We start from the raw sequence: 26,418 nt of genomic DNA, 5'->3' as shown, positions 1-26,418 counted from the left end.
CTCCCCATGAAACCTAAACCTTAACCCTCTCTTGCGGAGTAAAATATGATTATACCAACGATGGGTGAGGAACTTCGCGTTATTATTATCGGGGCAAATGGTGGCATCGGTACAGCCTTAATAGATCACCTATCTGCCTCTGACCAAGTCGCTCAGATTTATGCTCTGTCACGTCAGGGCAAACCGCACAAATCTCATAAGGTCGTTAATATGGTATTCGATTTTACCAAGGAAGATGACTTAGAGAAAACATCAGCCGCGTTAAAAGCGCATGGGGACTTTGACCTTATTATTCTCGCGACTGGCTTTCTGCATAACCCGTCTATCACCCCAGAGAAGACCTACCGTTCACTGACTTTTGAAGGTCTCGAAATGAACTTTAGGGTCAACACGATTGGGCCAGCCATGACCGCGAAATATTTTCTTCCGCTGCTTCGGCGCGATAGAAAAACAATATTTGCAGCCCTATCGGCACGCGTCGGCAGCATATCAGACAACGGCATTGGTGGGTGGTATGCTTATCGAGCTTCAAAAGCCGCGCTTAATATGGTGATTAAAACACTCGCCATCGAACAGAGACGACGCAGCAAAGACACCATTATTCTTGGATTGCATCCAGGCACCGTCGATACAAATTTATCCAAGCCTTTTCAGGCCAATGTGGCAGAAGGTAAATTATTTACCCCCGAATATGCGAGCTTAAAACTACTCAACGTGATTGATAAAGCCGATCAGAGTGATTCAGGTCATTTAATCGATTGGGCCGGAAAACAAATCCCGTTCTAGGCGGCCCGCTAAGAAGTGTGCAGCGAAATATTTAGTCAAATCTGCATTTTCAGCCAAGGCGGCTTCGTCTAGAGTACGAACCAAGGCCCGCAATGACCCGACTTCGCGGTCTTGATAACGAAGGATATAATCAACCAAGTCTTTGGTGATAATGCGGCCCCTATCTTCGAATAATTTTCGCAGTATGGGCTCTAACACGTCGTCGTCATAATCATCCATGACCATAACAGGTGTGCTATTAAGACGTGAGCGCAAATCGGGTATTTGTGTGCCCCACTCTGTGATTGGTTTATCAGAGGTCAGCAGCATGCCAGACACTTCGCCGTTCAAAGCTTGGTTCATTTGTGCAAACAAGGCAGTCTCTTCCATTTCATCCGCCGCATCAGCCAGCAATCCGTGGCTCAGATCTTTCCACGCTTTGCCTAAATGTGTTTTGCCTGTTCCAGACGGGCCAAGGAGGAGCATGATCGGCGCAGGCCAATCTGGCCAAGCACGCAGAGCCGTAACCGCGATACGGTTTGTGTCTGTGATGATGAAACTATCGAAACCTGTTGCCGCAATAGGCGCGAGGTCGAGCGGTATTTGGGCCATAATCGGGCCTTGAATTAACGGCGACCAGAGCGGGTCAGAATCATACCGAGCTTGGGATCTTGGCGAATATCAACACCTTTGAAAGCCAGTTCCCGCTTAAGGCGATCCATATTCCCGGCATAAGTTACACTCATCAAAGCGCCGTCTTTGGACATCGCATCAAGACGCGCATCTTGGATTTGTGCTGCGCTATCTATCGCGGCTTTCAAAGTCTGCCATTCGGCTTGTGAACGATAAAGCACGGATACCGCGATAGTGACCGCGTCAGAGGCCAAAGTCACCGTATTGCGTTTCCATTCTTCTTCCATGTTCTGCACAATTGCGTCTGCATATGTCAGCCCGCCCAAGGCAAATTTGTCAACGCGGATATCGCGGCGATCGCCCGTGTCCAAAGCAATATCAACGGTTGCAGCATCAAAGCCTGCAAAGCCATCAATACCATCCGTTACGAGGATTTGTTCCACCCCCAGCGTACGGCCCAAATCGGCGAGCTCCCCCGGCGTCATAGACATAAGGGTCTGCGCATTACGTGGGACTAGGTTAAATTTATCCTGTGGAATAATTTCTATAGGCGTCAGCGCATGAGCATATTTTGATGACGTCCAATCCCGGAACCAACCACTTTGTGGGTCTAACTCTCCGCGGTAATAAGGCAAGACAACGCGCTTTCTGGATTGCGAGGTCACCATATTCAGGCCCAAGCCTTGCAGATATGCCTGTACTTCGCGTGGGTTAAAGGCGACTGTGATGTCGCCCAAATAACGATTGGCCGAGCGTTTCTCATTAGCAATTTCTAGCGCCCGTATCATACGCGCGACAGTATCTTGGTTTAAGGCTGGCAAAGACTTGGCTTCGCGCTCACTAGAAAGTGTCAGGCGTTCAAGAACCGCTTGTGCCGCGCGCATTTGACCGTCTTGAATAGCTTTTGTTTGCGCTTCAATCGCGCTACGCCCCGTCGCATCAACGGAAACGCCAACAACCGTAAAGGGGTCGGCTGCCTGAGCACTCAAGCCCCAAAACAAAACCAAGAAAAACGGCGCCAACGCCAATCGTGTCACAAATTTTATCATGCAAAAGCGATACAGCGCTTTGCGAGAATTTAAAAGCCATCTTCTGCATTGTCTTTGGCTGTCTTTGGGTGTCTTTTCCCATTCGAATAGGTTAAACGCCTTGTATCGCGGGTGCGAATCCGTTTTATGCGCTTAAATTGCAAAAGGCTTCATCATGTCAGATAAATCTTCCGGTCTCAGCTATGCCGATGCGGGTGTGAATATTGATGAAGGCGACCGCCTTGTCGATGCAATTAAGCCATTAGTAAAATCCACACGGCGCGCAGGGGCGGATGGCTCTATTGGGGGCTTCGGCGGAGCCTTTGATTTAAAGGCCGCTGGATTCAAAGACCCTGTCCTAATTTCGGGCACAGATGGCGTTGGTACGAAGTTACGCATTGCCATAGATACGGGCGTCTTGGACACAGTCGGCATTGACCTCGTGGCGATGTGCGCCAATGACGTCTTGGCAAACGGTGCAGAACCGCTCTTCTTCCTAGACTATTTCGCAACGGGGCGACTGGATGTTGACGCCGCCAAAGCCGTGATTAGCGGTATTGCAGAAGGTTGCCGCCAAGCGGGCGCCGCGCTTATTGGCGGCGAAACCGCGGAAATGCCCGGCATGTATGAAGGGGATGATTTTGATCTTGCAGGATTCGTTGTTGGCGCCGCCGAACGCGACCAGATGCTCCCTCGTCATGCTGACATGGCCGAAGGTGATGTTCTTATTGGCGTCGCGTCATCAGGGCCGCATTCCAATGGCTATTCGCTTATTCGCAAAGTCGTAGAGCGCTCTGGTTTGGCGTGGGATGCCCCCTCACCTTTCGCAGAAGGTCAAACTTTGGGTGCGTCATTAATGGCACCGACAAAACTTTACATTAAATCCGCTCTGCCTCTTATACGTGACGGCCTAGTGAGTGGATTAGCCCATATCACCGGCGGCGGTTTAACGGATAATACGCCGCGAATGTTACCCAAAACCCTAGCAGCAGAATTTGATTTCAAGGCTTGGCCCCGCCCCGCCGTGTTTAACTGGTTGCAGGAAACAGGCGGCATTGCCGAAGATGAAATGCGCCGCGCCTTTAATTGCGGCATCGGCCTTGTTTACTGCGTCAAACCCTCTGATGCAGAGACTGTATTGGCACGGCTTGAAGCATCAGGCGAAACGGCTTGGGCGATTGGAACGCTTAAACCCGCCTCATGATGCGATCTCCTAAAGTCAGAACAGCTATCCTGATTTCTGGTCGCGGCTCAAATATGGTCGCGATTGCACAGGCCGCACAAGCCACGGATTACCCTGCAGAAATCGTTGGTGTCATTTCCAACCGACCCGATGCCAAAGGGCTAGAGCGCGCAAAGGCCCTAGGATTAAACACAGACATTGTTGACCATAAGCTTTACGACAACCGCAAAGCCTTCGAGCAAGCCTTACACGCTCAACTCCTTGCCCTTGATCCCGAAATCATTTGCTGTGCAGGGTTTATGCGGATCTTAACGCCTTGGTTTGTTAGTCAATGGCACGGCCGTCTTATCAATATCCACCCTTCGCTCTTGCCAAAATATAAAGGCCTGAACACACATCAACGCGCCATAGAGGCCGGTGATACACATGCGGGCGTTTCGGTGCATTGGGTTACGGCCGAACTTGATGGCGGAGAGGTCATTGACCAACGATCCATTGAAATTTTGCCCCATGACACAGCCGACACCTTAGCCGAAAGACTTTTACCCGTTGAATTGGCGCTGTACCCAGATGCATTAGAGGCTGTGGCTTTGCAATTTCAAAAGCAACCACGGCAATAATGTTGTCTTAACCCTAAAGCCAAATGCTTGGCTTAAGGTCTAATTAACCCTTTTCTCTAACATCATATAAAGGTGCGTCGCCTAATATACTTGCACAAATGTGTCTCTTTTAAAGTTGGCAGGTGGGCCAATGGATAGAAGGTAAGGGCAAAGTATATGAAGTTTATAGATAAAATAAAAAAAACAACACTGAACTACCGTAAAGACGAAGACGGTCAAATCGCCATTGCTGTAGCGGTAAGTATGACTGTTATGATCGCTGTTGTAGGTTCCGCATTGGATTATTCTGTCGTGTCAAATGCTGACATGAAGTCTCAATCCATCGCAGATGCCAGCGCTTTAGCGGCCGCTATTTATGTGAAAAACCATGACGGGGAAATTCCTAAAGATAAATCAGAAGGCCTCATTGGCACCTATACGGCCAGTGAACTCGGCTATGAATTCCCCAATTGGGTCACAGGCGGCGCTGCGGGTGTTACTGTCAAAGTTGAATATGACAATGTAAATCGCCAGTCAGTGGCGACTGTCTCAGGGGCAACAAAACCGTCATTCTCTCAGGTGATGGGTAAAACCAGCCTTCCCTTTGTCTCAAAAGCCACAGTAAAATATGATGAGACCAAATTTACCGACCCAGCCAGCGTTGCATTGGTGTTGGATGGTTCAGGGTCAATGGCATGGGATGACACACTCGATACGAACCCTAACAATGATCACAATGAATGGCGCTCAACCACGCCAGGGGCCATGGCGCGAAATGATTCTTTGAAAGACGCCGCTAAAGGTTTCATGGATGACCTGAAGGCTATCCAAGACAAAGATACGAGCGTGCGATATCTTCGTACGGGTCTCTATGTTTACAATAGTGACTACCTGTCTTTGGAGTCAGAGCCTTTAACATGGGGCGCGCTTTCAACGTCAAATCTTAGCAAGTTAATGCAGCTTAGAAAATTGGGCGGAACAAATTCATACGCTGCGATGAAAGAAGCCAGAAAAGACATGGAAGATGAAGGCCCCATCCATGAAGCTGAGAATGGAGCTGATGATCCATTAAAATTCGTAATCTTGATGACGGATGGCGTTAATGACACCACAGATCAAGAATGTGTGACGGTAGATGTACCAGCACATAATCACTGGCAAAGACGTTATTTTGATTATTGGAGCTGGAGCTACAAAACTGAAGTTAGCCACTCTTACTATCGTCCGGGACGTAGCTGGAGCCTCGTAAGCGTTGCAGCGGGTGAAGAAACTGAACAGGAATGCACACCTATCTCTTCATATGATGACAAGACCCTACAAGAATGTACAAAATTCGCCAATATGGGTGCAAAAGTGTATACAATTGGATATGGTCTAGAGGCTGGACGTTATCACAGACGCGATGGAATCTATGAAAATTGGTTTGATAATACGACAGCTATTTATGATGGCTATCATGTCGATATTCCTCAGGAAACGACAGACCGTGCTTATCAATTGCTAGAGGCCTGCGCCACAAGTACAGGCGGAGAATTCATTCCGGCGGAAAATGCGCAGGAATTGACCTCTGCGTTTGATAATATCGGGCAAAAAATTATTGCTGAGACTATTCGGATCTCAGATTAAAGAGTACAGCCTGAAAACCGCATAAAAAAAGCCGGGTCATTTGACCCGGCTTTTTATTTGTCAAAATTTGTCGAATTAACCAACAATCTCGTCTTCAGAGAAGAAGAATGGAATTTCTTCTGCCGCAGTTTCAGGGGCATCAGAACCGTGAACTGTGTTCGCATCAATGCTTTCAGCAAATTCAGCGCGGATAGTACCCGCCGCCGCTTCGCTTGGGTTCGTCGCACCCATTACTTCGCGGTATTTTGCGATTGCGTTTTCGCCTTCAAGGACTTGAACAACAACAGGGCCAGACATCATGAATGACACAAGGTCGTTATAGAAAGGACGCTCTTTATGCACGGCGTAAAAACCGCCAGCTTGCTCTTTCGTTAACTGAATACGCTTTTGCGCAATAATGCGTAGACCCGCTTCTTCGATCTTCGCGTTTACTTTACCTGTAATGTTACGTTTTGTAGCATCAGGCTTGATGATTGAAAATGTACGTTGGATAGCCATGTCGGGCTCCTCTTAAAACAAAAAGAATTTGGCGCACCCGTTAATGCGCGTTGGCCTGTAAGTAAAGCCGTGTTAGCTGTAAGCGACGAAAAACTCTTATACTGATTATGCTTCATATAAACGATCTCACTTACCGCATCGAAGGCCGCCCGCTCTTCCAACAAGCTACCCTTGCCATCAATGAAGGTTCTAAGGTTGGTTTAGTCGGCCGAAACGGGACAGGTAAATCAACACTTTTTCGCTTGATTAAAGGCGAAATTAGCCTTGATGACGGCTCTATTTCTTTGCGTAAGAACATGAAGCTAGGCGTTGTCGATCAAGAAGTGCCAAGTGGCCCTCAAAGCTTGATAGAAACGGTGCTATCCGCTGATAAAGAACGTAAAGCATTACTTTCTGAGGCTGAAACAGCAACGGATCCCAACCGCATCGCCGCCATTCATACACGCTTGTCGGATATAGAGGCCTATTCCGCCGAGGCCCGCGCAGGGGCCATTTTATCAGGGTTGGGGTTTGATGGCGCGGATCAATTACGGCCTTGTTCAGATTTTTCTGGAGGATGGAGAATGCGGGTTGCCCTCGCCGCTATGCTGTTCGCAAAACCCGATATGCTGCTTTTGGACGAACCGACAAACTATCTGGATGTCGAAGGGGCAGTCTGGCTGGAGTCTCATGTACGGAGCTATCCAGGAACCGCCTTTATCATCTCCCATGACCGAGATTTTTTAAATCGAGCTGTAACCCATATTGCGCATTTGCGGGGTGGAAAACTTTTTTCCTATACTGGCGGTTATGATCAATTTGAGGCCCAGTTGGCCGAACAAAATCGTCTCAACATGTCTCTTATGGCCAAGCAAGAAGACGAACGCCGCGCCTTAGAGAATTTTGTCACGCGCTACAAAGCTCAAGCCTCAAAGGCTAAACAAGCCCAAAGCCGTATGAAGCGTCTGGAAAAAATGAAGCCCGTCGCCACTATTATAAGCGACCCAATCGCGCCTATTCATCTGCCCGGCCCCGAACGGAGCCTCTCTCCGCCGATTATACGCTTTGACGATGTCAGCCTCGGTTATGGTGACACCACTATATTACGGCAACTCAACCAAAGAATAGATCCTGATGACCGCATTGGTTTATTGGGAAAAAACGGCCAAGGGAAATCAACCTTTGCCAAAGCGATTATGGGCCAATTAGACGCTCAACAAGGCTTTATTAAACGGCATAAAAAGCTCGAAATTGGCTATTTCGCGCAACATCAAGTCGACGCCCTCAATCCCAATAAATCCGCCTATGATCACGTCGTAGAGCTAATGCCCGAGGCCACAGAAGCGCAAAGGCGGGCCAGACTGGCCTCTTTTGGCCTTGGGTTTGAGAAATCAGAGACCAAAGCAGGAGATTTATCTGGTGGAGAAAAAGCGAGGCTGCTCTTTTCTTTGATTGGCTTTCACAATCCGCATTTATTGGTATTGGACGAACCGACGAACAATCTGGATATTGATAGCCGAGCAGAACTCATGCGCTCGCTCAATAATTACTCAGGGGCGGTATTGCTAATCTCTCATGACCGTTCATTACTAGAGATGGTCGTGGACCGTTTGTGGCTTGTCGATAAAGGTCGCGTCACCACCTATGAAGGCTCTTTAGAGGATTACCGCGCCCTACAATTAGAAAAAGAAAAGAAAACCTCTAAGTCTTCGGACGGTGATGGCGATATTAAAAAATTGGACAGAAAGCGCCGCGCAGAGGCCCGTGCTGAGATTGCTCCCTTGAAGAAAAAGGCCCAAGCCCTTGAAAATCAAATAGATAAAATTCAACGTAAAATTGTCGCCACAGATAAAGCGTTATCTATTGAAGATTTGTTTACCACGGACCCAGAAATGGCTATTCGACTCGCGCAAGATAGAGCATCTCTATCAAAGGATGTGGAACTCCTTGAGGGCAAATGGCTAACCGCGCTCGAAGCGTATGAGATAGCCAAAACGGAAATCGGGTTAGAAGATTCGTGAAATTCGCGGTCTTTAATCGGGCTATTTCCGCTTGTCCTAGAGTCGTTCCCCCATCCTAGACGCTGATCTTAGCGAAGTTTGTGAGACGATTTTAAAGGGATATTGAATGTTAAGTGAGGGACTTGGCAAAAAGCGTTTACTGAAAGAGGTCGAAGCTACCGATCTTATATCAGTCTTGAGCAAAGTTACGCAGCATTACGGAGCGCCGATAACGCCGCCCGTCCCCTCACCTCTTCGCCCTTATGCGCTTTTAAATACCAGCCTATATGAAGACAGCCTGCCACATTCACTCAGCTATTGGGCGACAGATCAATTCACGCGCTTAAAACAAGAATGCGGCATGGAAAATTGGTCCATTCAAATCCGCCCAATTCAAAGCCAAAACCAAAACTCCAACCTGCATAAAACCAGTTTCACACCCGTCAACAGGGCCACCGACAAAGCCACAGCCCTGCATAGTTTCTGGGTGGATAAATTCGGCCGGCCGGTCATACCCTATTCAGAAGCAGATTGCCGAAAGCCCGGCGCTTTTGCCGCCCATATGTTAATGCGCCTATCCGAAATTCGATTGATGGCGTTAAATTTGCCAGTCCAAATTGACCCTGCCAAAAAAGCCGCCCGTATATTAGCTACCGCCGCTTTTAGTGGTCAGGGCTTCACTCTGTTATCAGTGGCGGAACAATTGCCAAATATTTTAACAGAAGGCACAAAAAAACCGCTTTTATCTGTGAAAAAGTCTCAGGATATTTTGATATTCAGCACGTGCCTCGGATTATTGTGCCAAAGCCGTTCCCCTGAATATATCATTGCGAGTTATGGCTGTATTCTGCCTACTAGGCTGCGCAAACGTATCCGTCGGGCCTGTGCCCATTTGAAAGACTTCGAAGCCGAAATTTCGATCTTAAAATTATATCTGAATGAATCGCGGCGACGGTCGCACAGATTATCTGTTCATAAAAAAGCGGTCTAAGATTTTTGGCCTTCACACCAAAGTTTTCACCCAGCTCTTAGCCGCAGCTTATTTGCTGAACATAACCCTCTTCATCAAGCTCGATCGTCAACCGCGTGTCATCGTCAGGGCCAAGCTGCAAGCGGTCATCAACTGTTCGAATTGACGGCGCATAGAGAACTTGTTGCGGGAGATAGTCCCTGACTTCGATAAAGGGGGGCTCGGCATCCAGACCTTCGATTCGCGTGCCGTCAAAGTCCTCTAGAAAACCGGGCTTCAGAACCCGTTTGCGCCCGGGCAAACCGGCAATATATATCGCGCCTTCATTTTGCCCGACTAAGCCTTGATAAAGCTGGGACTGACAAAGATCCGTTCTTGGAATACGCGGCGTGGGTGTAGGGTTTAAATAGGCCGGACGAACATACTGTCCTTGCCCGGGTTGAGGCGTATATTGATAGGGATAGGCGTTATATCCTTGCCCAATATTGGGGCCGCCACGGCCCGCACAGGCGGATAAGGCTAAAATAGCACCGAAAGCTAGAAAGCCAGAATAAAAACAAGGTCGAATCATAATGACAATGTCGGCGCAAAGACTTTACACTGTATTAACCATAGTCCTGCGGAACTGTAGGTTTCGCGCTGTTCTTCTTGGCAAAGACTGTGTAAACGCCCTCCATGACGCCGAAATTTGAAAATTCAGGCCCGAAACCGTGGCAAGCCACGGCATTGACCTTGTTTCCTGACGCTTTTCCGGGCGTTTTAGGCGCTTCTATCATTGGAAGTGCTGAAAAAAGCTCGATTTGGCAGTTAGAGACTGTGGACATTCGAAAATTTTCCACTAATAGACACCGCACTGTCGATGACACCCCTGCGGGTGGCGGCCCCGGCATGGTTTTAAAACCAGATGTGGCGGATGCAGCAATCAACAGTGTGGCCCGAAATGGCCGACCGCTTATATATTTGACCCCCCGGGGCAAGCCATTGACGCAAGAGCGCGTTAGGGAGCTTTCCTCTGGCCCGGGTCTTATTGTGTTTTGCGGACGGTTTGAAGGGCTCGACCAACGGGTAATCGAAGCCCACCAAATGGAAGAGATTTCCATCGGTGACTTTGTTTTGGCTGGTGGTGAGGTTGCGGCGCAAGCCATGATCGAAGCGTGTGTTCGATTGCTTCCCGGTGTTCTGGGCAAGCTGGAAAGCACAGAAGATGAGAGTTTTGAAACGGGTTTGCTAGAGTACCCTCTCTATACCAAACCTCGTGAGTGGAATGACCGGGCAATCCCGGAGGTGTTGTTAAGCGGCGATCACGGTAAGATCGCAGAATGGCGGCATCAAAAACAGATAGAGATTACAAAGGCACGTCGACCCGATTTATGGGAAGCGTACCAAAAAGGAGACGATCATGAACGTGATTGAAAAACTAAATAAAGCCGAAACAGAACGCCTTTTGGCTGACGGCAAAGTTATCCCTGATTTTTCTGCCGGTGATACATTGGTTGTTCAGGTTCGTATTACCGAAGGTACGCGCACACGTTTGCAAGCCTTTGAAGGTGTTTGTATTGCCCGTTCTGGCGCTGGTATTGACGAGAGCTTCACAGTTCGCAAAATCAGCTATGGTGAAGGCGTAGAGCGCGTATTCCCACTTTATTCTCCGCTTGTCGAAGAAATCGAAGTCAAACGTCGTGGCCGCGTGCGTCGCGCCAAGCTTTACTTCCTACGTGAGCGTCGTGGTAAATCAGCCCGTATTAAAGAGCGGACGACAGGTCGCGGCATGTCAAAAGGCCGCGCTGTTAAATAAGCGTTTCGCAAAATTGAATTTCAAAACCGCCCTTACCCAAGGGCGGTTTTTTTATAGCCGAATATTGTTATTTTCCTATCGCCCTTTAAAGTTCTTCTTAAAATCGGGGCGTTATGAAAAAGAAAGTCACATTCATATTAAGACTAACCGCCGCTATCGTAACGATAAGCGCCATTTTGATATTCTCCCCGTGGCAAGAGGCCCTGTATTCTCTCTCCCCTCTTCCCGCAACGGTTCAAGAACAAGTAGACGATGCCGTTGACCAAGGCATAGACGGTATCATCGTTTATATTCAAAAAGCCGAAAATGCCCCAGAGCTTTATGCCAGTGGCTGGCATGATAGAGAGGCTCTGCGCCCCGCATCTCCCAATGCTTTGTTTAAAATCGCCAGTATTGGTAAATTATATAAAGCCTCGGCCACGGCGAAACTCGTCGCAAGCGGTGAGTTAGCACTTGATGAGACCCTCGCCCATTACTTACCTGATTTAGCGGCGCGTATTGCCTATGCCGATGAAATCACCTTGCGCATGCTTGTGCAGCACCGTAGCGGCATTCCCAATTTTACCGATCACAAAGATTTTGATTGGGCTACGCAGTCTCTTGATGCCTTAGACATGGTCTTGGATTCCCCCGCGGATTTCAAACCTGATAGTGACTATCGCTATTCCAATACGAACTATCTTTTATTGGGCAAGATAATGGACAGCGTTTTGGGCTATGACCACACGCAGTATATTCAAGCTCAAATATTAGACCCGCTAAACCTCACTCAGACATTTTTCTCAGTCAATGATGTGGATTTAGACCGCCTCATGAGTGGATACCACATTGGGCATGAGACAGATTTCAAAACGCTTGAACAAGGCTATGTAGCAACAGCGCAAGATGTCGGTATTTTCCTTAGGGCGCTGAATGATGGCACTCTTTTCACGGATACAGAACAGGCCCTTTATTCATCTTTATATGAATATGAACATACGGGTTGGGTACTGGGCCATTCCAGCCGCGCTCACTATTTTAAAGACATCGACACTGTCGTCATCCAATTCGTAAATACAACAGGCGATGACACGATAATTCTGACCAAAATCATCTATGACAGAATCATCAAAATATTGAAAAAGCGCAGCTAATATTTCCCACTAGTCTGCCGTGATTATTCCTGTAAATTACCTCTGACTTTAGACTCAAACGCGATATGCAGAGACGATGATGACCCACACTTTCAAAACTATAAGCCGAACTCTTATGGGCTGCGTTGCTTTATGCATACTGCCTACAATGACCACTGGCTGCGCAACGGCGGCCTATAACATCCAAGAACGCTTTGGGATTGAAAAACGTGACATTCTGGTCGACCGCGTTGCCTCTGCCGCAGAATCACAAGCCGATGCCAAAGAAGAATTTGTCGATGCTCTGACAGCCTTTCGCGCTATCGTCGCTGTTGATGGCGGCGCGTTGGAAGACGCCTATGATGATATGAGCAAAGCCTATGACCGCGCGGATTCACAAGCGGATAAAGCCCGCTCCCGCGTCGAAGCCGTTAAAAAGGTGGCCCGCGACCTCTTCAAAGAATGGGAAAGTGAGCTTGGCCAATATAGCGACGCTGGATTACGGCGAGCGTCAGAGCAGCAATTGCGTGATACACAAGACCGCTATGAAATCCTTGCAGATAAAATGGATGCCGCCACCGCTTCGATGGACCCTGTTCTGTCTGTCTTCAAGGATCGTGTCTTATATTTAAAACATAATTTAAACGCCCGCGCGATATCCGCTATTGATACAGAAACGGCAACCCTAGAATCTGATGTCGCCCGCCTTATTGCGGATATGGAACAATCTATTTCAGCGGCTGATGCCTTTATCCAAGAGATGAATGGTTAAAGACTGCATCGCGACGACAGTGCGACATAATGGGGCTAGCCAAAACGGCTGAACATCCCTAAATCCGCAGGCGTGTTTGCAGCCCGTTTACATATGTTTTTCAGAGCCTTTATTGCCCTGTTGACCTTAGTGCCTATGGCCATGCCATGGGCTGCGGCGGCAAGCGAGGAAGACCTCTCTCGATTTTTATGCAACCCATCAGGCCAAACACAAACCGTTAAAGCTGATGAAAAACTAGTCGAGTTCCTGACGGCAATTGGTGAAATCGATAAGGATAAAACCGACCGTCAAATTGAACATTGTTCCAATTGTATTCTGCTAAATTCAGGACTGCCAAACGGCCCTTCATATTATAGCGAGACCACACGGTTTCCAGACACAGTTCGCCATTGGCCCATCAATAATGTGGGACTTATTTATGACGCCACAGGCCCGCCCCTTGGTGGACGTGCCCCGCCTATTTTTCTCTAATTCATATTCTCGCCTCACGGCCCAATTTGCCTTGGTCTCATATCTCTGAGCTTTGGCTCCTTTTGAATTACTGAAAGTCTTTAAAATGAAAAAATTATCCCTTCTCTTGGGCGCAGCTTGTCTGTTGTCTACACCCTTTGCTGTTTCTGCCCATGAAATGGACAGCACAGCCCCCCACGCAATGGATCACGCGCCGATTGGTGTGATGGCCGATCATCGCCATAAAAAAGGCGAGTTCATGGTGTCTTATCGATATATGACCATGGATATGGACGGCAATCGAGACGGCACAAATAGCCTCTCGTCAGAAACAATTGCGACCACTATCGCCAACCCATTCTTTGGACAACCCATGCAGCCACCAACGCTGCGCGTTGTACCGGAAAACATGAAGATGGACATGCATATGGTAGGCGCCATGTATGGCCTGTCTGACCGTATCACTTTGATGGGCATGACGTCATATCTAAAAAATGATATGGACCACACCACATTCCAAGGGGGTATGGGCACCAATGTTCTGGGCGAGTTTACAACCAAATCAAAAGGTTTTGGTGACAGCACGATTGGCGCAATAATCGGTCTGGATGATGGCTCAAAAACGTCACGTCAAATAAACCTTAATCTGGGTCTTAGCCTTCCAACAGGGTCAATTGAGGAAACAGATGATATTTTGACACCGATGGGCATGACGCCAACTGTACGCCTGCCTTATCCAATGCAGTTGGGGACAGGCACTTATGACCTTAAATCCAATGTCACCTATTTTGACCGTTCTGGTAAAGTTGGTTGGGGCGGACAGACCTCGCTACGCTTACCGCTTGGCAAAAATGACGAAGGTTACCGTAAAGGCAATCAATTACAGGGTACGGCCTGGGTCTCTTATGAACCGGCATATTGGTTATCCTTTTCTGGCCGTATCAAAGCGACGGCGCAGCGCGCTATCTCGGGGCAAGACTCGGCGATTGTCGCACCCGTGCAAACAGCCGACCCATTTAATCATGGCGGGGAACAGGTAGAGGCTCTCTTCGGCGTTAATCTGGCTGGGCAGACTGGAGCGCTTCGCGGACATCGTCTTGCCCTCGAAGTCGGCCTACCCGTTTACCGCAATCTCAATGGCCCGCAATTAGAGACAGATAGCACGGTCACTTTGGGATGGCAGAAAGCGTTTTAAGCTTGGCGATTTCAATAAAAAACCCGGCCTGTTAAGGCCGGGTTTCGGAGGAAAGTGGTTTTTCAAAGACCGCGTTTATGCGGCTTTATGAGAAATATGACGGTCATGGCGACCCTCTTTGATTTCCTCAATGATTTTGGCGTTAAAGGCCTTCAAATCATTTGGCGAACGGCTGGTAATAATACCATTATCGACCGCGACTTCTTTATCGACGTAATTTGCACCTGCATTGACTAAGTCATCTTTGATCGTTGGATAGCTCGTCATTTCACGGCCTTTCACAAGGTCTGAACTGATAAGCACCCAAGGGCCATGACAAATTGAGGCAATAATTTTACCGTCTTCGGCGAATTCTCGAACCAGAGATTTCACTTCATTATTCACACGTAGCGTATCTGGGTTGGCAAGACCGCCCGGAATGACAAGCGCATTATAATCTTTGGCGCTCACATCTTTTACCAACATATCTGGCTTGATTTTGCGGCTATCGCTTTCACCAGCTGAAATCTCATCAAGCTCTAGGGAAGCAAGCTCTACCGTTGCTCCGGCCTCCATAAGCGCTTCTCTAGGTGAAAAGAGTTCATCCTCTTGAAATCCATTGGTCGCAAGAAACAGGACTTTTGATTTATTTAACTCAGTCATAATTGTCTCCAAAATAGTCTGGAAACCGCGGACATATCCGAATGATATATCTATTCACTTCGCGATGCTGCATCATTGCAGCGTCTTACCCCATCAATGGCTGGGCGCGCGCATCGTTCCTCGCCTTACAACAACTTAATGCGAAAATATCCGTCACGAGTATGTATCTGAGGTTTACGCTCGAGAGCCGAGCTTGCCCTATTGCTAACTTCTTGGACTAACCTCTGGGATAAGGCGTCCCAAAGCGAGCAGCGTAATATTTGCCAATATCACGGGCATTATTGATAAAGCGCTGTCCGCTCTTATGCATAATGCCGCAGTTATCAAAGCTCGGACTGTCTTCGTGTAAAACCAAGGTCGGACAGTTCTGGTTTTTATCGCCCAACAAAGCCACAAGATCAGCGCGTGGTTTCTCAATGGGTTGATAGTCGATAGACAGGCTTTCTTTGATAGCGGGGAAGTAACTCAGCAATCCCCAAACTTCCGCACATTCAGGGCAATATTCGCGGCGGTTATTATCCAAAAATCCTGGTGGCAAGAGAAAGAGAGTGTCGTGCATGGAATATCCTAAACAGGCAAAGAATAAGCCCATCAGTTACGAGGCTCTTTGCGTGCTGGCAAGAGCCCCCCGCAATCTTTGACGGTTTGACGCCCCTGTTCACTGTCAATTTTTGTCGTAATTTGGCAGCCCTTATTCACACCATGCAGGGAGTCCCAAAGCCCGCCGTCCATACCAATATTCGTAAAAGGGATGTAGATACCGTTTTCCCCCGCAATCGGAATACTAAGTTTCTCCCTTATCTCCCGCTCACTCATCCCATAAAAATCCGCCGAGAGACCTGTATGAGCAAATTTTGGTGTCCAGACCTTTTCCGTTTCCGTTAATCGATACGCCGCAAATACCTCTTTGCGCATATTTCGACAGGCTTCGGAGAGCGACCGAATACAGCCTATATCGGCTTCTATCCCTTTTTCTTCGCTCCAGCGCTTTACATTCTGCTCAGACAAAGGCGGTTGAAGCGCCCACCGCGAAGGTGGGGCGGTGGTTTCAGAAGGGGAAACAAGAACATTACGAGAGGGGGTTGCCCCTTCATTTAATCGCGTATCAGAACGCGCCTCTGTTTCTGGTGAAATTTCAGAAGCTCTATTTTGTAAGGGTCTATTCTGAGGTTCACTATTTAAAGGAACGTCAATGGCTTCATCTTCGTCCCTCTGTTCAGTTCGGCGGTCACGCGGTGGTTCTGCGCGAGGCAGAGAGGTTGGGTTTGCAATTTCCAAGTCAATGGATTTGTCCGTTTTTTCAGGCTGGGGCGATAAGGTGACGAGATCGACAGTGAGAAATGATAACTCTGGAACGCGCTGTAATTGCCTTGAGGACAAAAATAAAATCAGAGCCAAAGTCCCATGCAAAAGAAGCGATATTGCCAATGACAGATATTGCGTCTTTTCAATTCTGGTTTTCAGCCATCCTGCCATGCAGTATTTGCAAACTTTAAGGCATGTTTATCAAATGACAATTTTGATAGCTGTCGGCTTTGTAATGCCCCGTTAAATAAGTCTAAAAATAAACCTCTAAAACTTTATTTAGTCTCCGCTTCACCAGAGCCGTCAGTTTCTGCAATTCGTAATGCGCGAGAACGGCGCGGTAAATATCTTCACGGCCCATAAACTCGTCTTTGGTTCTAAGCTCAAGGACAAGAGCGGCCAGTTCGCGCATAGGAATTTCTGCAAAGCCGCGACTTCCCAGCGTGCGAAGCCGCACCGGCTCTTGGTCTGGCAATCGTACGATCCAGCAGACGCTATCCTCTGGCCCGTCGACTTCGCTATCATCCTCGCGTTCGATAATAACTTGCCCCGCTTTCTCGCCTTCCAGCAAGGCCCGTTCAAATTTCTTACGCACAGGCGCGGCTATCTTCAAAAGGCCGCTCGCCTTGGCATAGGTTTGGAACAGCGCCAAAGCCTGTATCGGGGCCTCATAATGCAGGATTTCCGTTAGGCCATGCATATATTGCACTTGGCTCGCCGAACGCGGATCCGCTGTTTTCCGCGTTGGCCAAGGGGTGAAGTCTTCAGTCATTTTTACTCTTTAAGATAAGGGGATAGTTTTTCTATCATAAATTTAGGCGCCCGTTTGGGGCGGCCGTCTGGCGTGATACAGGCGGCTTCGGACACTGCCGTCACCAAGAGTTCGTCTCCGCGATAACAGGATTGACTCACCCAAAGGCGCGCGCCTTTCATTTTATCATAGGTCGTAACCAATGTTAGGTGGTCATCAACACGCGCAGGTTTTTTATAATCGAGCTCTATTTTGCGAATGGCAAAAGCGAGCGGGTCTTCGGCGTCCCATAAATCAGCATGGTTAAACCCGACGAGGCGGAAATAACTGCTCCGCGCCCGTTCAAAGAACCGTAAATAATTGGCGTAGTAAACAATGCCCGTGAAATCCGTGTCTTCATAAAACACACGAAGCGGGTAATGATGTTCCCGCCCCTCAAACCATCCCATTGTCGGTGTCTTATCGCTCATCTTCACCCCCTTCAAACAATGTCGGCGCGAGGGGTTGGGCGGGCGCGTTGAGGCCCAAATGCGCAAAGGCCCTTGGCGTGGCGACGCGGCCTCTGGGCGTGCGCTGTAAAAACCCTTGCTGAATAAGGTAGGGCTCAATCACATCTTCAAGGGCATCTCTTGCCTCTGACAAGGCGGCCGCCAATGTATCCGCGCCTACTGGGCCGCCGCCAAACATTTCCGTCAGTGCATGGAGATAGCGCATATCTTGCTTATCCAACCCAATATCATCCACGCCCAAACGGCGCAGGGCTTGGTCAGCGGCAGGCGCATCGATTATAGCGTGGCCTTCATGTTCGGCCAAATCACGTACACGCCTTAAGAGGCGCCCCGCAACGCGCGGCGTTCCTCTGGCGCGTCCCGCAATCTCGCGGGCCCCTTCGGGCGTCATCTCTAGGCCGAGCTTTCGCGCTGCGCGGGACACAATAGACGTCAAATCATCCGTGTCGTAAAATTCAAGCCGAACGGGAATACCAAAACGATCGCGAAGTGGCGTCGCCAATAATCCTGCCCGCGTCGTCGCCCCGATTAAGGTAAAAGGCGCAAGATCAATTTTTATGCTCCGCGCGGCGGGGCCATCGCCAATTATCAAATCCAGTTCAAAATCCTCCATCGCAGGATAAAGGACTTCTTCGACGACGGGGTTTAAGCGATGAATTTCGTCAATAAATAACACATCCCGCGGCTCTAAATTCGTCAGCAGCGCCGCCAAATCCCCAGCCTTTGAAATTACAGGGCCAGAGGTCGCACGAAAGTTCACGCCAAGTTCCCTTGCTACAATTTGCGATAGCGTGGTTTTACCCAAACCCGGCGGGCCAGAGAGCAAAAGATGATCGAGGGGTTCCTCACGCCGACGTGCCGCTTCGACATAGACCTGCAAATTCGCAATGGCAGATTTCTGCCCGACAAAATCGCTAAAGGATAAAGGTCGCAGGGCACGGTCACGCCCATCACCCACTTGGCCTTCGGCGCTTATGATGCGCTCTTCACTCACTTACTCAGTTCCTTAAGCGCGGTCTTAATCAATAAATCTAAATCAGGGTCGTCGGCAAATGTTTGATAGGCTTGCGCGACGGCTTTCAGGGCTTCGCTCTGCCCAATGCCCAAATTGACCAAAGCGCTGACCGCATCATTACGCAGACGCATATCGGATAAGCCTTCATTGCGGCTGGCCTCTGACGTGATATCGCTGCTCGGCGCCGTAAAGGCAGGCTGAAACCCGCGTCCCACGGGCGGAGCTTTACCAGAAAGCTCTGTCGCGATACGCGTGGCCAATTTTGGCCCAACACCTGACGCTCGCGCAAAAGCGGTTTTATCTTCAAGAGAGGCCGCCGATAAAACCTCTCCGGGCGAGAGAATATCCAAAATAGCCAGCGCAGCCTTCGGGCCAACGCCTTGCACTGATTGCAAACGCACAAACCAGGCGCGCTCTTCCTCTGAATGAAAACCATATAAAGTGATTGATTGCTCGCGCACATGTGTTTCTACATGAAGGCGTATAGGCTCGCCTTCGGCCATATTCGCCAAAGTGCGTGACCCGCATTGCAGTAAATATCCAACGCCGCCGCAATCCACGATGGCTTCGCCCGTCCCTGCCATAAGGCAGACCCCTGAGACCATCCCAATCATCCGCTTATGTCCAATTCATGATTCTGATTATTCTTCATCAATACAGCTTTAGAGCTTGAAGCCATAAAGGCAAATACAGCTTTATCCACATTCTTAAACCTTGCCTTATTTTGGCCATATGCATTGTAATAATCTCGCAAGATTTTAATATTTAGGAAAAAGAAATCACGCGCTTGACGCTTTACTCTAAAGGGGAAATCTAAATGACGACACCAAACCGCCTATCTAGCCTCTCAAAAATATTGGCTTCTGGTTCCATTTTGGCGCTCTCAACCGTTCTTACAGCCTGTGGTGGAGGCGGAAGTTCCTCTTCACCAAGCTCTCCGCCGCCGCCCCCGCCGCCTGTAAACTCTGCCCCCCGCTTAACGGGCAATATATCCCCAAACTTTGCTGAAAATACGACCGTTTCTTTTACCCTGAATGTGGAAGATGATGATGGTGATGATGTCACCGTAACAATTGGAAATTCAAATGACGGTCAGTTTTTCACCCTCAACACAGAAACGGGCGAGATTCGCAGCACACAAACCTTTAATTTTGAAATTCCAGAAGATGTCGATGGAAATAATGTCTATGAGCAAACCGTCACTTTAAATGACGGCACCGTTTCGGTCACGCGCACCGTAAGGGTCACAATCACCGATGTCGATGAAGCCCCTACATGTAATCAGGTGATGGCCGCCAATATCGATGAGAATCAAACAGGCGTTCTAGGGACAATTTCAGGGACAGACCCTGATGCTGGCGATGATGATGACGCTGTTGTCGAAAACTTTATGGTCAGTGACGACCGCCTAAATGGATTGGTTTCTGTTTCTAGCACAACAGGCCAAGTCACTTTGGACACAGCGCTTGATGCAGAGGCCTATGAAGCAGACTTTACCTTTACTATTTCGGCAGATTACCGAACAAGCTCTCTTTTCGACACCTGTTCTTTTGACGTTTCCCTAAACGATCTGCCCACACGTGTGACCTCTGGCCTGAAATTTGATGAAAATTTACGCAATGCTCAAAAGCTTAATGATTTAAACGCGGGCGGCACAGGTGAATTTTGGGTTGCAGACGCAACTGATAATACAGGCACGACGCCGGCCTCTGGCACTCTTGTTTTTGGCGAAACTCTCCTTGGCGCTTTGGCCGCTACGGGCGCAGGTGAATTTGATTATGACACGCTAACCACAGCAGATCGTATCGAGATAACAGCGCCTTTCCAAACAGGGGCACAAAACGCGACCACGCTGACCGTGAAATCCATGTCTGACATTGATGGCGACGGTATTGGTGATTTACTTATTGCGGGCAATCAATTGCCAAATGATGGGCTGGCCGCCACTCGCCGCCCTTGGGCCTATATCGTATTTGCAAAGACAATTGCGGATAATGTATCTGGCGCGATTGATCTTTCGACACTTTCAAATGCCGAAGCTCTGTCCTTGACGGGCCCTGTTGATATGAATGGCAGTTTAGGTGATTTCGAAGTCGCAAATCTTGACGGCGTCGCTGGGGATGAACTTATCATCTCTGCACCGGGCACGATGACAGGATTCGCGGGTGCAGAGGGGCGCCTCTATATCGTTGACGGCGCTGAAATCATCGCGGCCAATGGTAATCTAGACTTTGACCTCGCGGCCTCCACAAAACAATTTGATAGTCCCTTCACATTAGACCCTGAATATGCGGTTTCAAATATTGATGTCATTGGTGATTTATCAGGCGATGGAAATCCAGAGCTTTTGGGCTTTGGAACTCAAACCGCTGTTCTCTACCCAAGCGAAAATATTCTTGCGAATAATTCCGGCACAGTCGAAGATTTAAATCCGCTACTCTTGGAATTAGAGGGCGAACGTCCACAGAGCTACGCTCAGGCCGATGTTGACGGAGACGCTGTCGCCGACTTGTTGCTGACGCGCGGTACAGGCGCCGCAGGTCGCCAAGCGTCTGTTGTTTTCGCGGATGCGCTTTCCCCTATTATCAATAGTGATAGTCAATTAACGCTCAGCGCAGCCAATTTTAACACAGGTGACTATCTCGACCTTTCTTCAAGCGGGACGGGTGAAAATCCAGACCCCATTCGCATTGGCGGTGTGGGCGATCTTGACGGCGACGGCAAAGAAGAAGTGGCCTTCAGCGTCAGGCTTGATACCGATCAAGCTGAACAAGGTACAATTTATATCTTGCGAGGTTCAGCCCTAAGCGATCAGTCCATCTTTAATGTGGCCGTAGATGATTTTACGGCGGCCAAAGGGACGCGCCTACGTGCTGTGCCTTTCCTTTTCCAATCTGTGTCGACCAAGCTCACTCTCACACCTGACATAGATGGCGATGGCTTGGATGATTTTTATCTGACGTCGAATAAGTATCTTCAGAAGGACCCCGAAGGGCTTGGCCTTTTGTTAAAGTCGAGCGATGTGTCTGCCGCCCTTAATGGCAATGAAACGGATGTTGACCTCGAAGCTTTGTTCTTTAACGAAACGCCAGAATAAGGTGCGGCGGCGCAATGCGCCGACGTCGTGATGCCCTAACGTAATGGCCGGCGCATATTTGCATGCGTAACGGCAATAGCGAGGGCATCGGCGGCATCGCCCACCTTTACTTTTGCACCCGGCAAAAGGATATTCATCATATGCGCGACTTGGGCCTTATCCGCGGCCCCTGTCCCGACGACGGATTTTTTCACAAGACGCGCCGCATATTCACCTATAATCAAGCCATGCGTACTGGCCGCCAAAATACAGGCGGCCCGAGCTTGGCCGAGCTTTAGAGCGCTCATGGCGTTATCTTTCATAAAGGCTTCCTCTACGCCGGCCTCTATTGGTGAATGTGTTATAATTACATCAACAATGTCGTTAAAAAGATAGGTCAGCCGACTCGCGAGAGGCTCTTTCGTGGGCGGCTTTATCACGCCATGCGCGACATGCTGCATCTTATTGCCCGTCACATCAATCACGCCCCAACCACAAGCCACAAGAGACGGATCTAATCCTAATATTCGGCGCGTTTGCATTATCGGGCAATAGAATCAAACAACGGGCGTGCCAAGACTACAAATATTATGACTACAAATATTATGACTACAACTATTATACCTACAAATAAGTCGTGTTTAGGAGCTAGCGTGCCCCTTCGTAACGTGACTTGATTTAAAACGGCAAAATAAAGGGCAAAATTACAACGACTGGTCCGCTTTCCGCCACATTACGAAAACATTGCCTTGAAATTTCCTTATCACTGGCAAACCCGCGCCGCACTGTCTGTCTATGCCTACATCATCGACAACAGCATGGCTTGGAGGGCCTTATGAGAACATTTTTAAAAACCGCCGCTATCACAGCGTTTATCACGGGCTTTGCCAATACGGCCTTTGCCCTCACCACAACAGAGGCGCTTGAGACAACGGGCGTGCGTTTTGAGACCTTAGAAAAAGAGGCGGCTCTGGCCTCAGAGCATTACCTGCCTCGGACTTCAAAAATAGGTATCGCACGTTTGGATGGCGGGCGGCTTATCCCCACGCCTTTCGGCGAAGAGTTTGATTGGGAATTGTTAAGCCGTCGAACCACGGCCAATATATCAATCCTCAGCGCGGGGGACTATCTTAAATATATTCCAGAAATTCCATTTAACGGCGTGGATACAGATAATAAGATTGACGAGGTCAGACTAACCGCGGCCAATGAAGGCTATAGCCATGTCTTAATCTATGGGGTCGGATCTGACGCGCATCTCTCTAGCTTTGGCGGCAAAGCTTTGATTGAAACGGGACTTATAGTGGATGAGGACTGTCAAAGCTGGACCCAGGCGAAGGCCAAAGCGCTGTTAGTCAACGCGCATACCGGCGAAGTGCTCGGCGCAGCTAAGGCAGATAACATCACCTATAATATTGGTGAATTGGCCGATGATGTAGAGCGCCTCTTAAAAGAGCTTAGCCAATAGAAACCTCCTGCCCCTCCCCGCTTCTCTCCAACTTCTCCAAGGTCGGGGCGTGGGCGCAGCCGGCATCGTTCGCGATGCCGGTTTTAATCTATAGATTGAAACCTTAAAATTACACCGCTTTGCTGTCATAAAAAAGTCTTCAACATGACAACAAACCTTCAACACGAAGACACACAGTTGTAACAATTCTGCGCGAGAGGCGCTCCAATTATTAATTGGAGTCCATAATGTCCCTCTCTAAAACCTTTCTAACCCGCATTTCTGCGACCACATCCCTTGCCGCATTAACAATTGCACTGGCTTCGCCGGCATCAGCTCAGTTCGTCTCAGGCACGGTCACTGACGTCACAGGCCAAGCCCCATTGCAAGGCGTGACCATCACGGTTGATGATTTAAATCGCTCTGTTGCGACGGACCGCTATGGTAACTACCGCATCAACAACTTGCCAGAAGGTGACTACACAATCTCTGCCTCTTATCTCGGAACGGATACAGTGCGGAACACCATCACTGTCCCAGCGGCAGGCGCAACGCTCGATATTACGCTGGGTGACAATGTAGCGTATCAAGACAATATCATCGTTGTCGGTACGCGCGCGGCACAGGCCAGTGCCTTGAACCAACAACGCAATGCTGACTCTATTAAAACGATCATCGACTCGGATGGTCTGGGTGATTTCTCTGACACAACAGTGGCCGACTCACTCTCTCGCGCGGTTGGCTTATCAGTCGCAACTGACCAAGGCGAAGGCCGTTACGTGTCTATTCGCGGTATTAATTCAGACTTGATTTCATCTTCTATCAATGGTGTCCGCACACCGTCTCCCGAAGATCGCCGCGGCGTTTTATTAGACGGCGTCCCCTCTGACCTCTTGGACGGCATCGAAATTCAAAAATCATTGACCCCTGACGTTGACGCAGACAGCCTAGGCGGCGTTATCAACCTCAAAACAATTTCTGCCTTTGATCGCTCTGGCCAATTCATCCGTGCCAAAGTCGAAGGCCAATATAACGAGATAACAGAAAAGGTTTCTCCAAAAGGGACAATCACTTATTCTAACACTTTCAACGATACATTTGGCGTTGCGCTTTCTGCGAACTATCAAGACCTTGCCATTGAATCGCATAACAATGAAATTGGCGAATGGGGTCTGAATGAAGACTTTAACGTCATTGTTCCAAATGATGATTACGAACAGCGTTTTTATGACCTAACACGCGAACGTATTGGCCTTGTCGCAAACTTTGACTGGCGCGTTAGCGATAATACTGACCTCTATGTCCGCACACTTTTCAACCAATATACGGATGATGAAATTCGTAACAAATTTGAATTCCGAGAATTTGACGAAGAAGTTATCGCAGCAGACGCCAATAGCGTCACTATTCGCCGCGGAGAAGTCGATGCCGAAGCGCGTAAACGTAAAGAAGTACGTGAAATTCAAACGTATTCTGTCGGCGGTGAAACGCAGCTAGACTTATGGAATTTTGATTACCAAGCCTCATATGCCTATGCCCAAGAAGATGATTCAGACAATCATGATGTCGCTTTCCGTTCAACACCAGAGCAACGTGATGATGTCGTCGGGTCTATCACTCTTGATTTTTCAAACCCTGAACAACCTGTTGTTTCGGGCCAAGCTCTGAGTTTCCTTCAAACAGCCTCTAATTATGAAATGGACGCCTTCGAAGTTGAAAACACTATTAATGAAGATACAGAATATGCGTTCCAGTTTAATGTCGCACGTGACAGCCTAGTTGGTAATACACCAATCGTCTTTAAAGCCGGTGCAAAATATCGTGACCGTGAAAAAGTCAGAGATCAAAACCTCGACTTTTATGAGCGTGATGATGTGAACTTAGCTGATTTTATTTCTAGCGATTCTGAAATCACAAACTGGCGCCTTGGAAACCGTATGTTCTCTTGGCCAGATCCAAATCTGACCGAAGCGCTACGCGGTTCATTTTCGGCCGATGAACGTGATGATGATGAGAGCCTATTAGAATCAACTATAGGTGACTTCACCATCGATGAGAGCATTCTTGCTGGTTACGGTATGGGTACCGTTGACCTTGGCGACACAACAATCATCGCGGGTGTCCGGGTCGAGCAAACCAAAGTAGACCTGCAGGGCTTTTTCTTTGAGGAAGACAGCGGAAACATCACAGAACGTAACATTGAAAATGATTACACAGATGTTCTGCCAAGTGTGAACATCAAGCATAGCTTCTCTGAAAACCTCATTGGCCGTGCGGCTTATTATGCCGCCATTGTTCGCCCTGGATTTGGCGAAATGGCCCCAAGCGCAGCTTTGAATGATGACCGCGACGAAATTCAACTCGGCAACACAAACCTAAAGCCATATAGTGCAAATAACTTCGACTTGGCCTTAGAATTCTACCCCACTAGCCTTTCAGTTATTTCTGTTGGCGCGTTCTATAAAGAAATCTCAGACGGCATCTTCGACGCTACATTTGATATTGATGACGTGCCAGACAGTGTTGACCTCAGCTTCCTTCCTGCGGCCACCCTCGCTAACCTGGAAGAAGTCAACACATTCATCAATGTAGACAAGAGTGAAATTTTAGGTGTTGAGTTTAATTACGTACAAAACCTTGGCGACATTTCCGAAGCGTTAGATGGTTTCCTTTTCTCTGGAAATTTAACTTTGACGGATAGTGAAGCGACATTGCCAGATGGCCGCGAAGTTCCATTCCTGAAGCAATCAAATTCTGTGTGGAACCTCGCCCTAGCCTATGAAAAAGGCCCAATTGATTTGCGCATTTCTGCCAACCATCGTGGTGACAATCTTGATGAGTTAACAGACGAGGATTTAGATCGTACGGTTGATGGCCGCACGACTATCGAAGCCTCTGCCAAATATAAAATCAATGACAACTTCCAGCTCTATCTCGAAGGTAAAAACCTGACAGACGCACCTGAATATTATTACTTTGGTGACGAGTCACGTTTGTCACAATATGATGAATTTGGCCGCTCCTTCATTTTTGGCGCGCGCTTCACATATTAAGAAAAGGATCAGAGA

At 48.6% G+C, this 26,418-nt stretch carries 27 protein-coding genes; 15 read left to right on the top strand and 12 right to left on the bottom strand.

All coding sequences use genetic code 11. The annotated features are described in order from the left end of the window. Window positions 1-45 precede the first annotated feature (45 nt). On the top strand, window positions 46-786 hold the full coding sequence (locus DES40_RS01335; protein WP_233345338.1) for an SDR family NAD(P)-dependent oxidoreductase: 741 nt from the start codon (window positions 46-48) through the stop codon (window positions 784-786). Here the strand turns inward: DES40_RS01335 and DES40_RS01330 are convergent. Both DES40_RS01330 and DES40_RS01325 read right to left on the bottom strand, forming a co-directional pair. Continuing rightward, on the bottom strand, window positions 751-1,377 hold the full coding sequence (locus DES40_RS01330; RefSeq protein WP_121098778.1) for a P-loop NTPase family protein: 627 nt from the start codon (window positions 1,375-1,377) through the stop codon (window positions 751-753). The genes DES40_RS01335 and DES40_RS01330 overlap by 36 nt on opposite strands. 14 nt (window positions 1,378-1,391) lie before the next feature. Further along, the gene (locus DES40_RS01325) at window positions 1,392-2,447 is read right to left on the bottom strand and encodes a carbohydrate kinase family protein (RefSeq protein ID WP_121098777.1); all 1,056 of its coding nucleotides are present in this window, start codon (window positions 2,445-2,447) and stop codon (window positions 1,392-1,394) included. A 154-nt stretch (window positions 2,448-2,601) separates the two neighbouring features. Here DES40_RS01325 and purM point away from each other — a divergent pair, with 154 nt between their 5' ends. The 3 genes from purM to DES40_RS01310 all read left to right on the top strand — a co-directional run bounded on the left by purM (window position 2,602) and on the right by DES40_RS01310 (window position 5,834). Further along, window positions 2,602-3,630: a phosphoribosylformylglycinamidine cyclo-ligase gene (gene purM / locus DES40_RS01320; RefSeq protein ID WP_121098776.1), complete on the top strand. Its 1,029-nt coding sequence runs from the start codon at window positions 2,602-2,604 to the stop codon at window positions 3,628-3,630. After that, window positions 3,627-4,229 (top strand): phosphoribosylglycinamide formyltransferase, encoded by a 603-nt coding sequence (purN, locus tag DES40_RS01315; protein WP_233345336.1) that lies wholly within the window; start codon window positions 3,627-3,629, stop codon window positions 4,227-4,229. Before purM ends, purN begins: the two co-directional genes overlap by 4 nt. 156 nt (window positions 4,230-4,385) lie before the next feature. Beyond that, window positions 4,386-5,834, top strand: a complete 1,449-nt coding sequence (locus DES40_RS01310) for a vWA domain-containing protein (protein WP_121098775.1) — start codon at window positions 4,386-4,388, stop codon at window positions 5,832-5,834. Window positions 5,835-5,909: 75 nt separating this feature from the next. On the opposite strand, the gene ndk is transcribed toward DES40_RS01310, so the two are convergent. Then, complete coding sequence (gene ndk, locus DES40_RS01305) at window positions 5,910-6,332, bottom strand: nucleoside-diphosphate kinase (protein WP_121098774.1); 423 nt, start codon at window positions 6,330-6,332, stop codon at window positions 5,910-5,912. A 107-nt stretch (window positions 6,333-6,439) separates the two neighbouring features. Here ndk and DES40_RS01300 point away from each other — a divergent pair, with 107 nt between their 5' ends. Both DES40_RS01300 and DES40_RS01295 read left to right on the top strand, forming a co-directional pair. Continuing rightward, window positions 6,440-8,332 (top strand): ABC-F family ATP-binding cassette domain-containing protein, encoded by a 1,893-nt coding sequence (locus DES40_RS01300; RefSeq protein WP_121098773.1) that lies wholly within the window; start codon window positions 6,440-6,442, stop codon window positions 8,330-8,332. Window positions 8,333-8,438: 106 nt separating this feature from the next. Beyond that, window positions 8,439-9,302, top strand: a complete 864-nt coding sequence (locus DES40_RS01295) for a hypothetical protein (RefSeq protein WP_121098772.1) — start codon at window positions 8,439-8,441, stop codon at window positions 9,300-9,302. Between the two features lie 37 nt (window positions 9,303-9,339). Here the strand turns inward: DES40_RS01295 and DES40_RS01290 are convergent, their stop codons facing one another. After that, complete coding sequence (locus tag DES40_RS01290; protein ID WP_121098771.1) at window positions 9,340-9,852, bottom strand: hypothetical protein; 513 nt, start codon at window positions 9,850-9,852, stop codon at window positions 9,340-9,342. A gap of 104 nt (window positions 9,853-9,956) precedes the next feature. Between DES40_RS01290 and trmD the strand changes: the two genes are divergently transcribed. The 6 genes from trmD (at window position 9,957) to DES40_RS01260 (ending at window position 14,605) form a co-directional block, all read left to right on the top strand. After that, window positions 9,957-10,694, top strand: a complete 738-nt coding sequence (trmD, locus tag DES40_RS01285) for a tRNA (guanosine(37)-N1)-methyltransferase TrmD (RefSeq protein WP_121098770.1) — start codon at window positions 9,957-9,959, stop codon at window positions 10,692-10,694. Further along, complete coding sequence (rplS, locus tag DES40_RS01280) at window positions 10,681-11,076, top strand: 50S ribosomal protein L19 (protein ID WP_121098769.1); 396 nt, start codon at window positions 10,681-10,683, stop codon at window positions 11,074-11,076. The genes trmD and rplS overlap by 14 nt, the downstream gene beginning before the upstream one ends. 113 nt (window positions 11,077-11,189) lie before the next feature. Next, entirely contained in the window at window positions 11,190-12,209 is a 1,020-nt protein-coding gene (locus DES40_RS01275) for a serine hydrolase domain-containing protein (RefSeq protein ID WP_121098768.1), read from the top strand. Between the two features lie 76 nt (window positions 12,210-12,285). Then, window positions 12,286-12,960, top strand: coding sequence for a DUF2959 family protein (locus tag DES40_RS01270; RefSeq protein ID WP_233345334.1), 675 nt, complete (start codon window positions 12,286-12,288; stop codon window positions 12,958-12,960). Between the two features lie 72 nt (window positions 12,961-13,032). Further along, window positions 13,033-13,431 carry a hypothetical protein gene (locus DES40_RS01265; protein ID WP_121098766.1) on the top strand — a complete coding sequence of 133 codons (399 nt, stop codon included), beginning with the start codon at window positions 13,033-13,035 and terminating at the stop codon, window positions 13,429-13,431. Between the two features lie 85 nt (window positions 13,432-13,516). Continuing rightward, a complete protein-coding gene (locus DES40_RS01260) occupies window positions 13,517-14,605 on the top strand; it encodes a transporter family protein (protein WP_121098765.1) in 1,089 nt (362 codons plus the stop codon). Between the two features lie 75 nt (window positions 14,606-14,680). Here DES40_RS01260 and DES40_RS01255 read toward each other — a convergent pair whose 3' ends face one another. From DES40_RS01255 to ruvA, 7 genes are all read right to left on the bottom strand, one after another. Continuing rightward, window positions 14,681-15,247: a type 1 glutamine amidotransferase domain-containing protein gene (locus DES40_RS01255; protein WP_121098764.1), complete on the bottom strand. Its 567-nt coding sequence runs from the start codon at window positions 15,245-15,247 to the stop codon at window positions 14,681-14,683. Window positions 15,248-15,464: 217 nt separating this feature from the next. After that, on the bottom strand, window positions 15,465-15,806 hold the full coding sequence (locus DES40_RS01250) for a DUF3088 family protein (RefSeq protein WP_170144830.1): 342 nt from the start codon (window positions 15,804-15,806) through the stop codon (window positions 15,465-15,467). Window positions 15,807-15,838: 32 nt separating this feature from the next. Beyond that, window positions 15,839-16,723: a hypothetical protein gene (locus DES40_RS01245; RefSeq protein WP_121098762.1), complete on the bottom strand. Its 885-nt coding sequence runs from the start codon at window positions 16,721-16,723 to the stop codon at window positions 15,839-15,841. Between the two features lie 82 nt (window positions 16,724-16,805). Further along, the gene (locus DES40_RS01240) at window positions 16,806-17,324 is read right to left on the bottom strand and encodes a hypothetical protein (RefSeq protein ID WP_121098761.1); all 519 of its coding nucleotides are present in this window, start codon (window positions 17,322-17,324) and stop codon (window positions 16,806-16,808) included. A gap of 2 nt (window positions 17,325-17,326) precedes the next feature. Further along, on the bottom strand, window positions 17,327-17,773 hold the full coding sequence (locus tag DES40_RS01235; protein ID WP_170144829.1) for a YbgC/FadM family acyl-CoA thioesterase: 447 nt from the start codon (window positions 17,771-17,773) through the stop codon (window positions 17,327-17,329). After that, the gene (gene ruvB / locus DES40_RS01230; protein WP_121098760.1) at window positions 17,763-18,806 is read right to left on the bottom strand and encodes a Holliday junction branch migration DNA helicase RuvB; all 1,044 of its coding nucleotides are present in this window, start codon (window positions 18,804-18,806) and stop codon (window positions 17,763-17,765) included. Before ruvB ends, DES40_RS01235 begins: the two co-directional genes overlap by 11 nt. Next, the gene (gene ruvA, locus DES40_RS01225; protein ID WP_267896618.1) at window positions 18,803-19,432 is read right to left on the bottom strand and encodes a Holliday junction branch migration protein RuvA; all 630 of its coding nucleotides are present in this window, start codon (window positions 19,430-19,432) and stop codon (window positions 18,803-18,805) included. Before ruvA ends, ruvB begins: the two co-directional genes overlap by 4 nt. A gap of 212 nt (window positions 19,433-19,644) precedes the next feature. Here ruvA and DES40_RS01220 point away from each other — a divergent pair, with 212 nt between their 5' ends. Continuing rightward, window positions 19,645-21,924 carry a hypothetical protein gene (locus DES40_RS01220; RefSeq protein WP_121098758.1) on the top strand — a complete coding sequence of 760 codons (2,280 nt, stop codon included), beginning with the start codon at window positions 19,645-19,647 and terminating at the stop codon, window positions 21,922-21,924. 35 nt (window positions 21,925-21,959) lie between these two features. On the opposite strand, the gene ruvC is transcribed toward DES40_RS01220, so the two are convergent. After that, window positions 21,960-22,445: a crossover junction endodeoxyribonuclease RuvC gene (gene ruvC / locus DES40_RS01215; RefSeq protein ID WP_121098757.1), complete on the bottom strand. Its 486-nt coding sequence runs from the start codon at window positions 22,443-22,445 to the stop codon at window positions 21,960-21,962. A 293-nt stretch (window positions 22,446-22,738) separates the two neighbouring features. Here ruvC and DES40_RS01210 point away from each other — a divergent pair, with 293 nt between their 5' ends. Together DES40_RS01210 and DES40_RS01205 are read left to right on the top strand one after the other, a co-directional pair. Beyond that, complete coding sequence (locus DES40_RS01210) at window positions 22,739-23,371, top strand: hypothetical protein (RefSeq protein ID WP_121098756.1); 633 nt, start codon at window positions 22,739-22,741, stop codon at window positions 23,369-23,371. Between the two features lie 227 nt (window positions 23,372-23,598). Beyond that, on the top strand, window positions 23,599-26,403 hold the full coding sequence (locus tag DES40_RS01205; protein ID WP_121098755.1) for a TonB-dependent receptor: 2,805 nt from the start codon (window positions 23,599-23,601) through the stop codon (window positions 26,401-26,403). The last annotated feature ends 15 nt before the right edge of the window (window positions 26,404-26,418 follow it).

The sequence above is a fragment of the Litorimonas taeanensis genome (assembly GCF_003634015.1).
Lineage (GTDB): Bacteria > Pseudomonadota > Alphaproteobacteria > Caulobacterales > Maricaulaceae > Litorimonas > Litorimonas taeanensis.
Note: the sequence above shows the minus strand (reverse complement) of the source record. Positions and strands in the feature narration are given on the sequence as shown.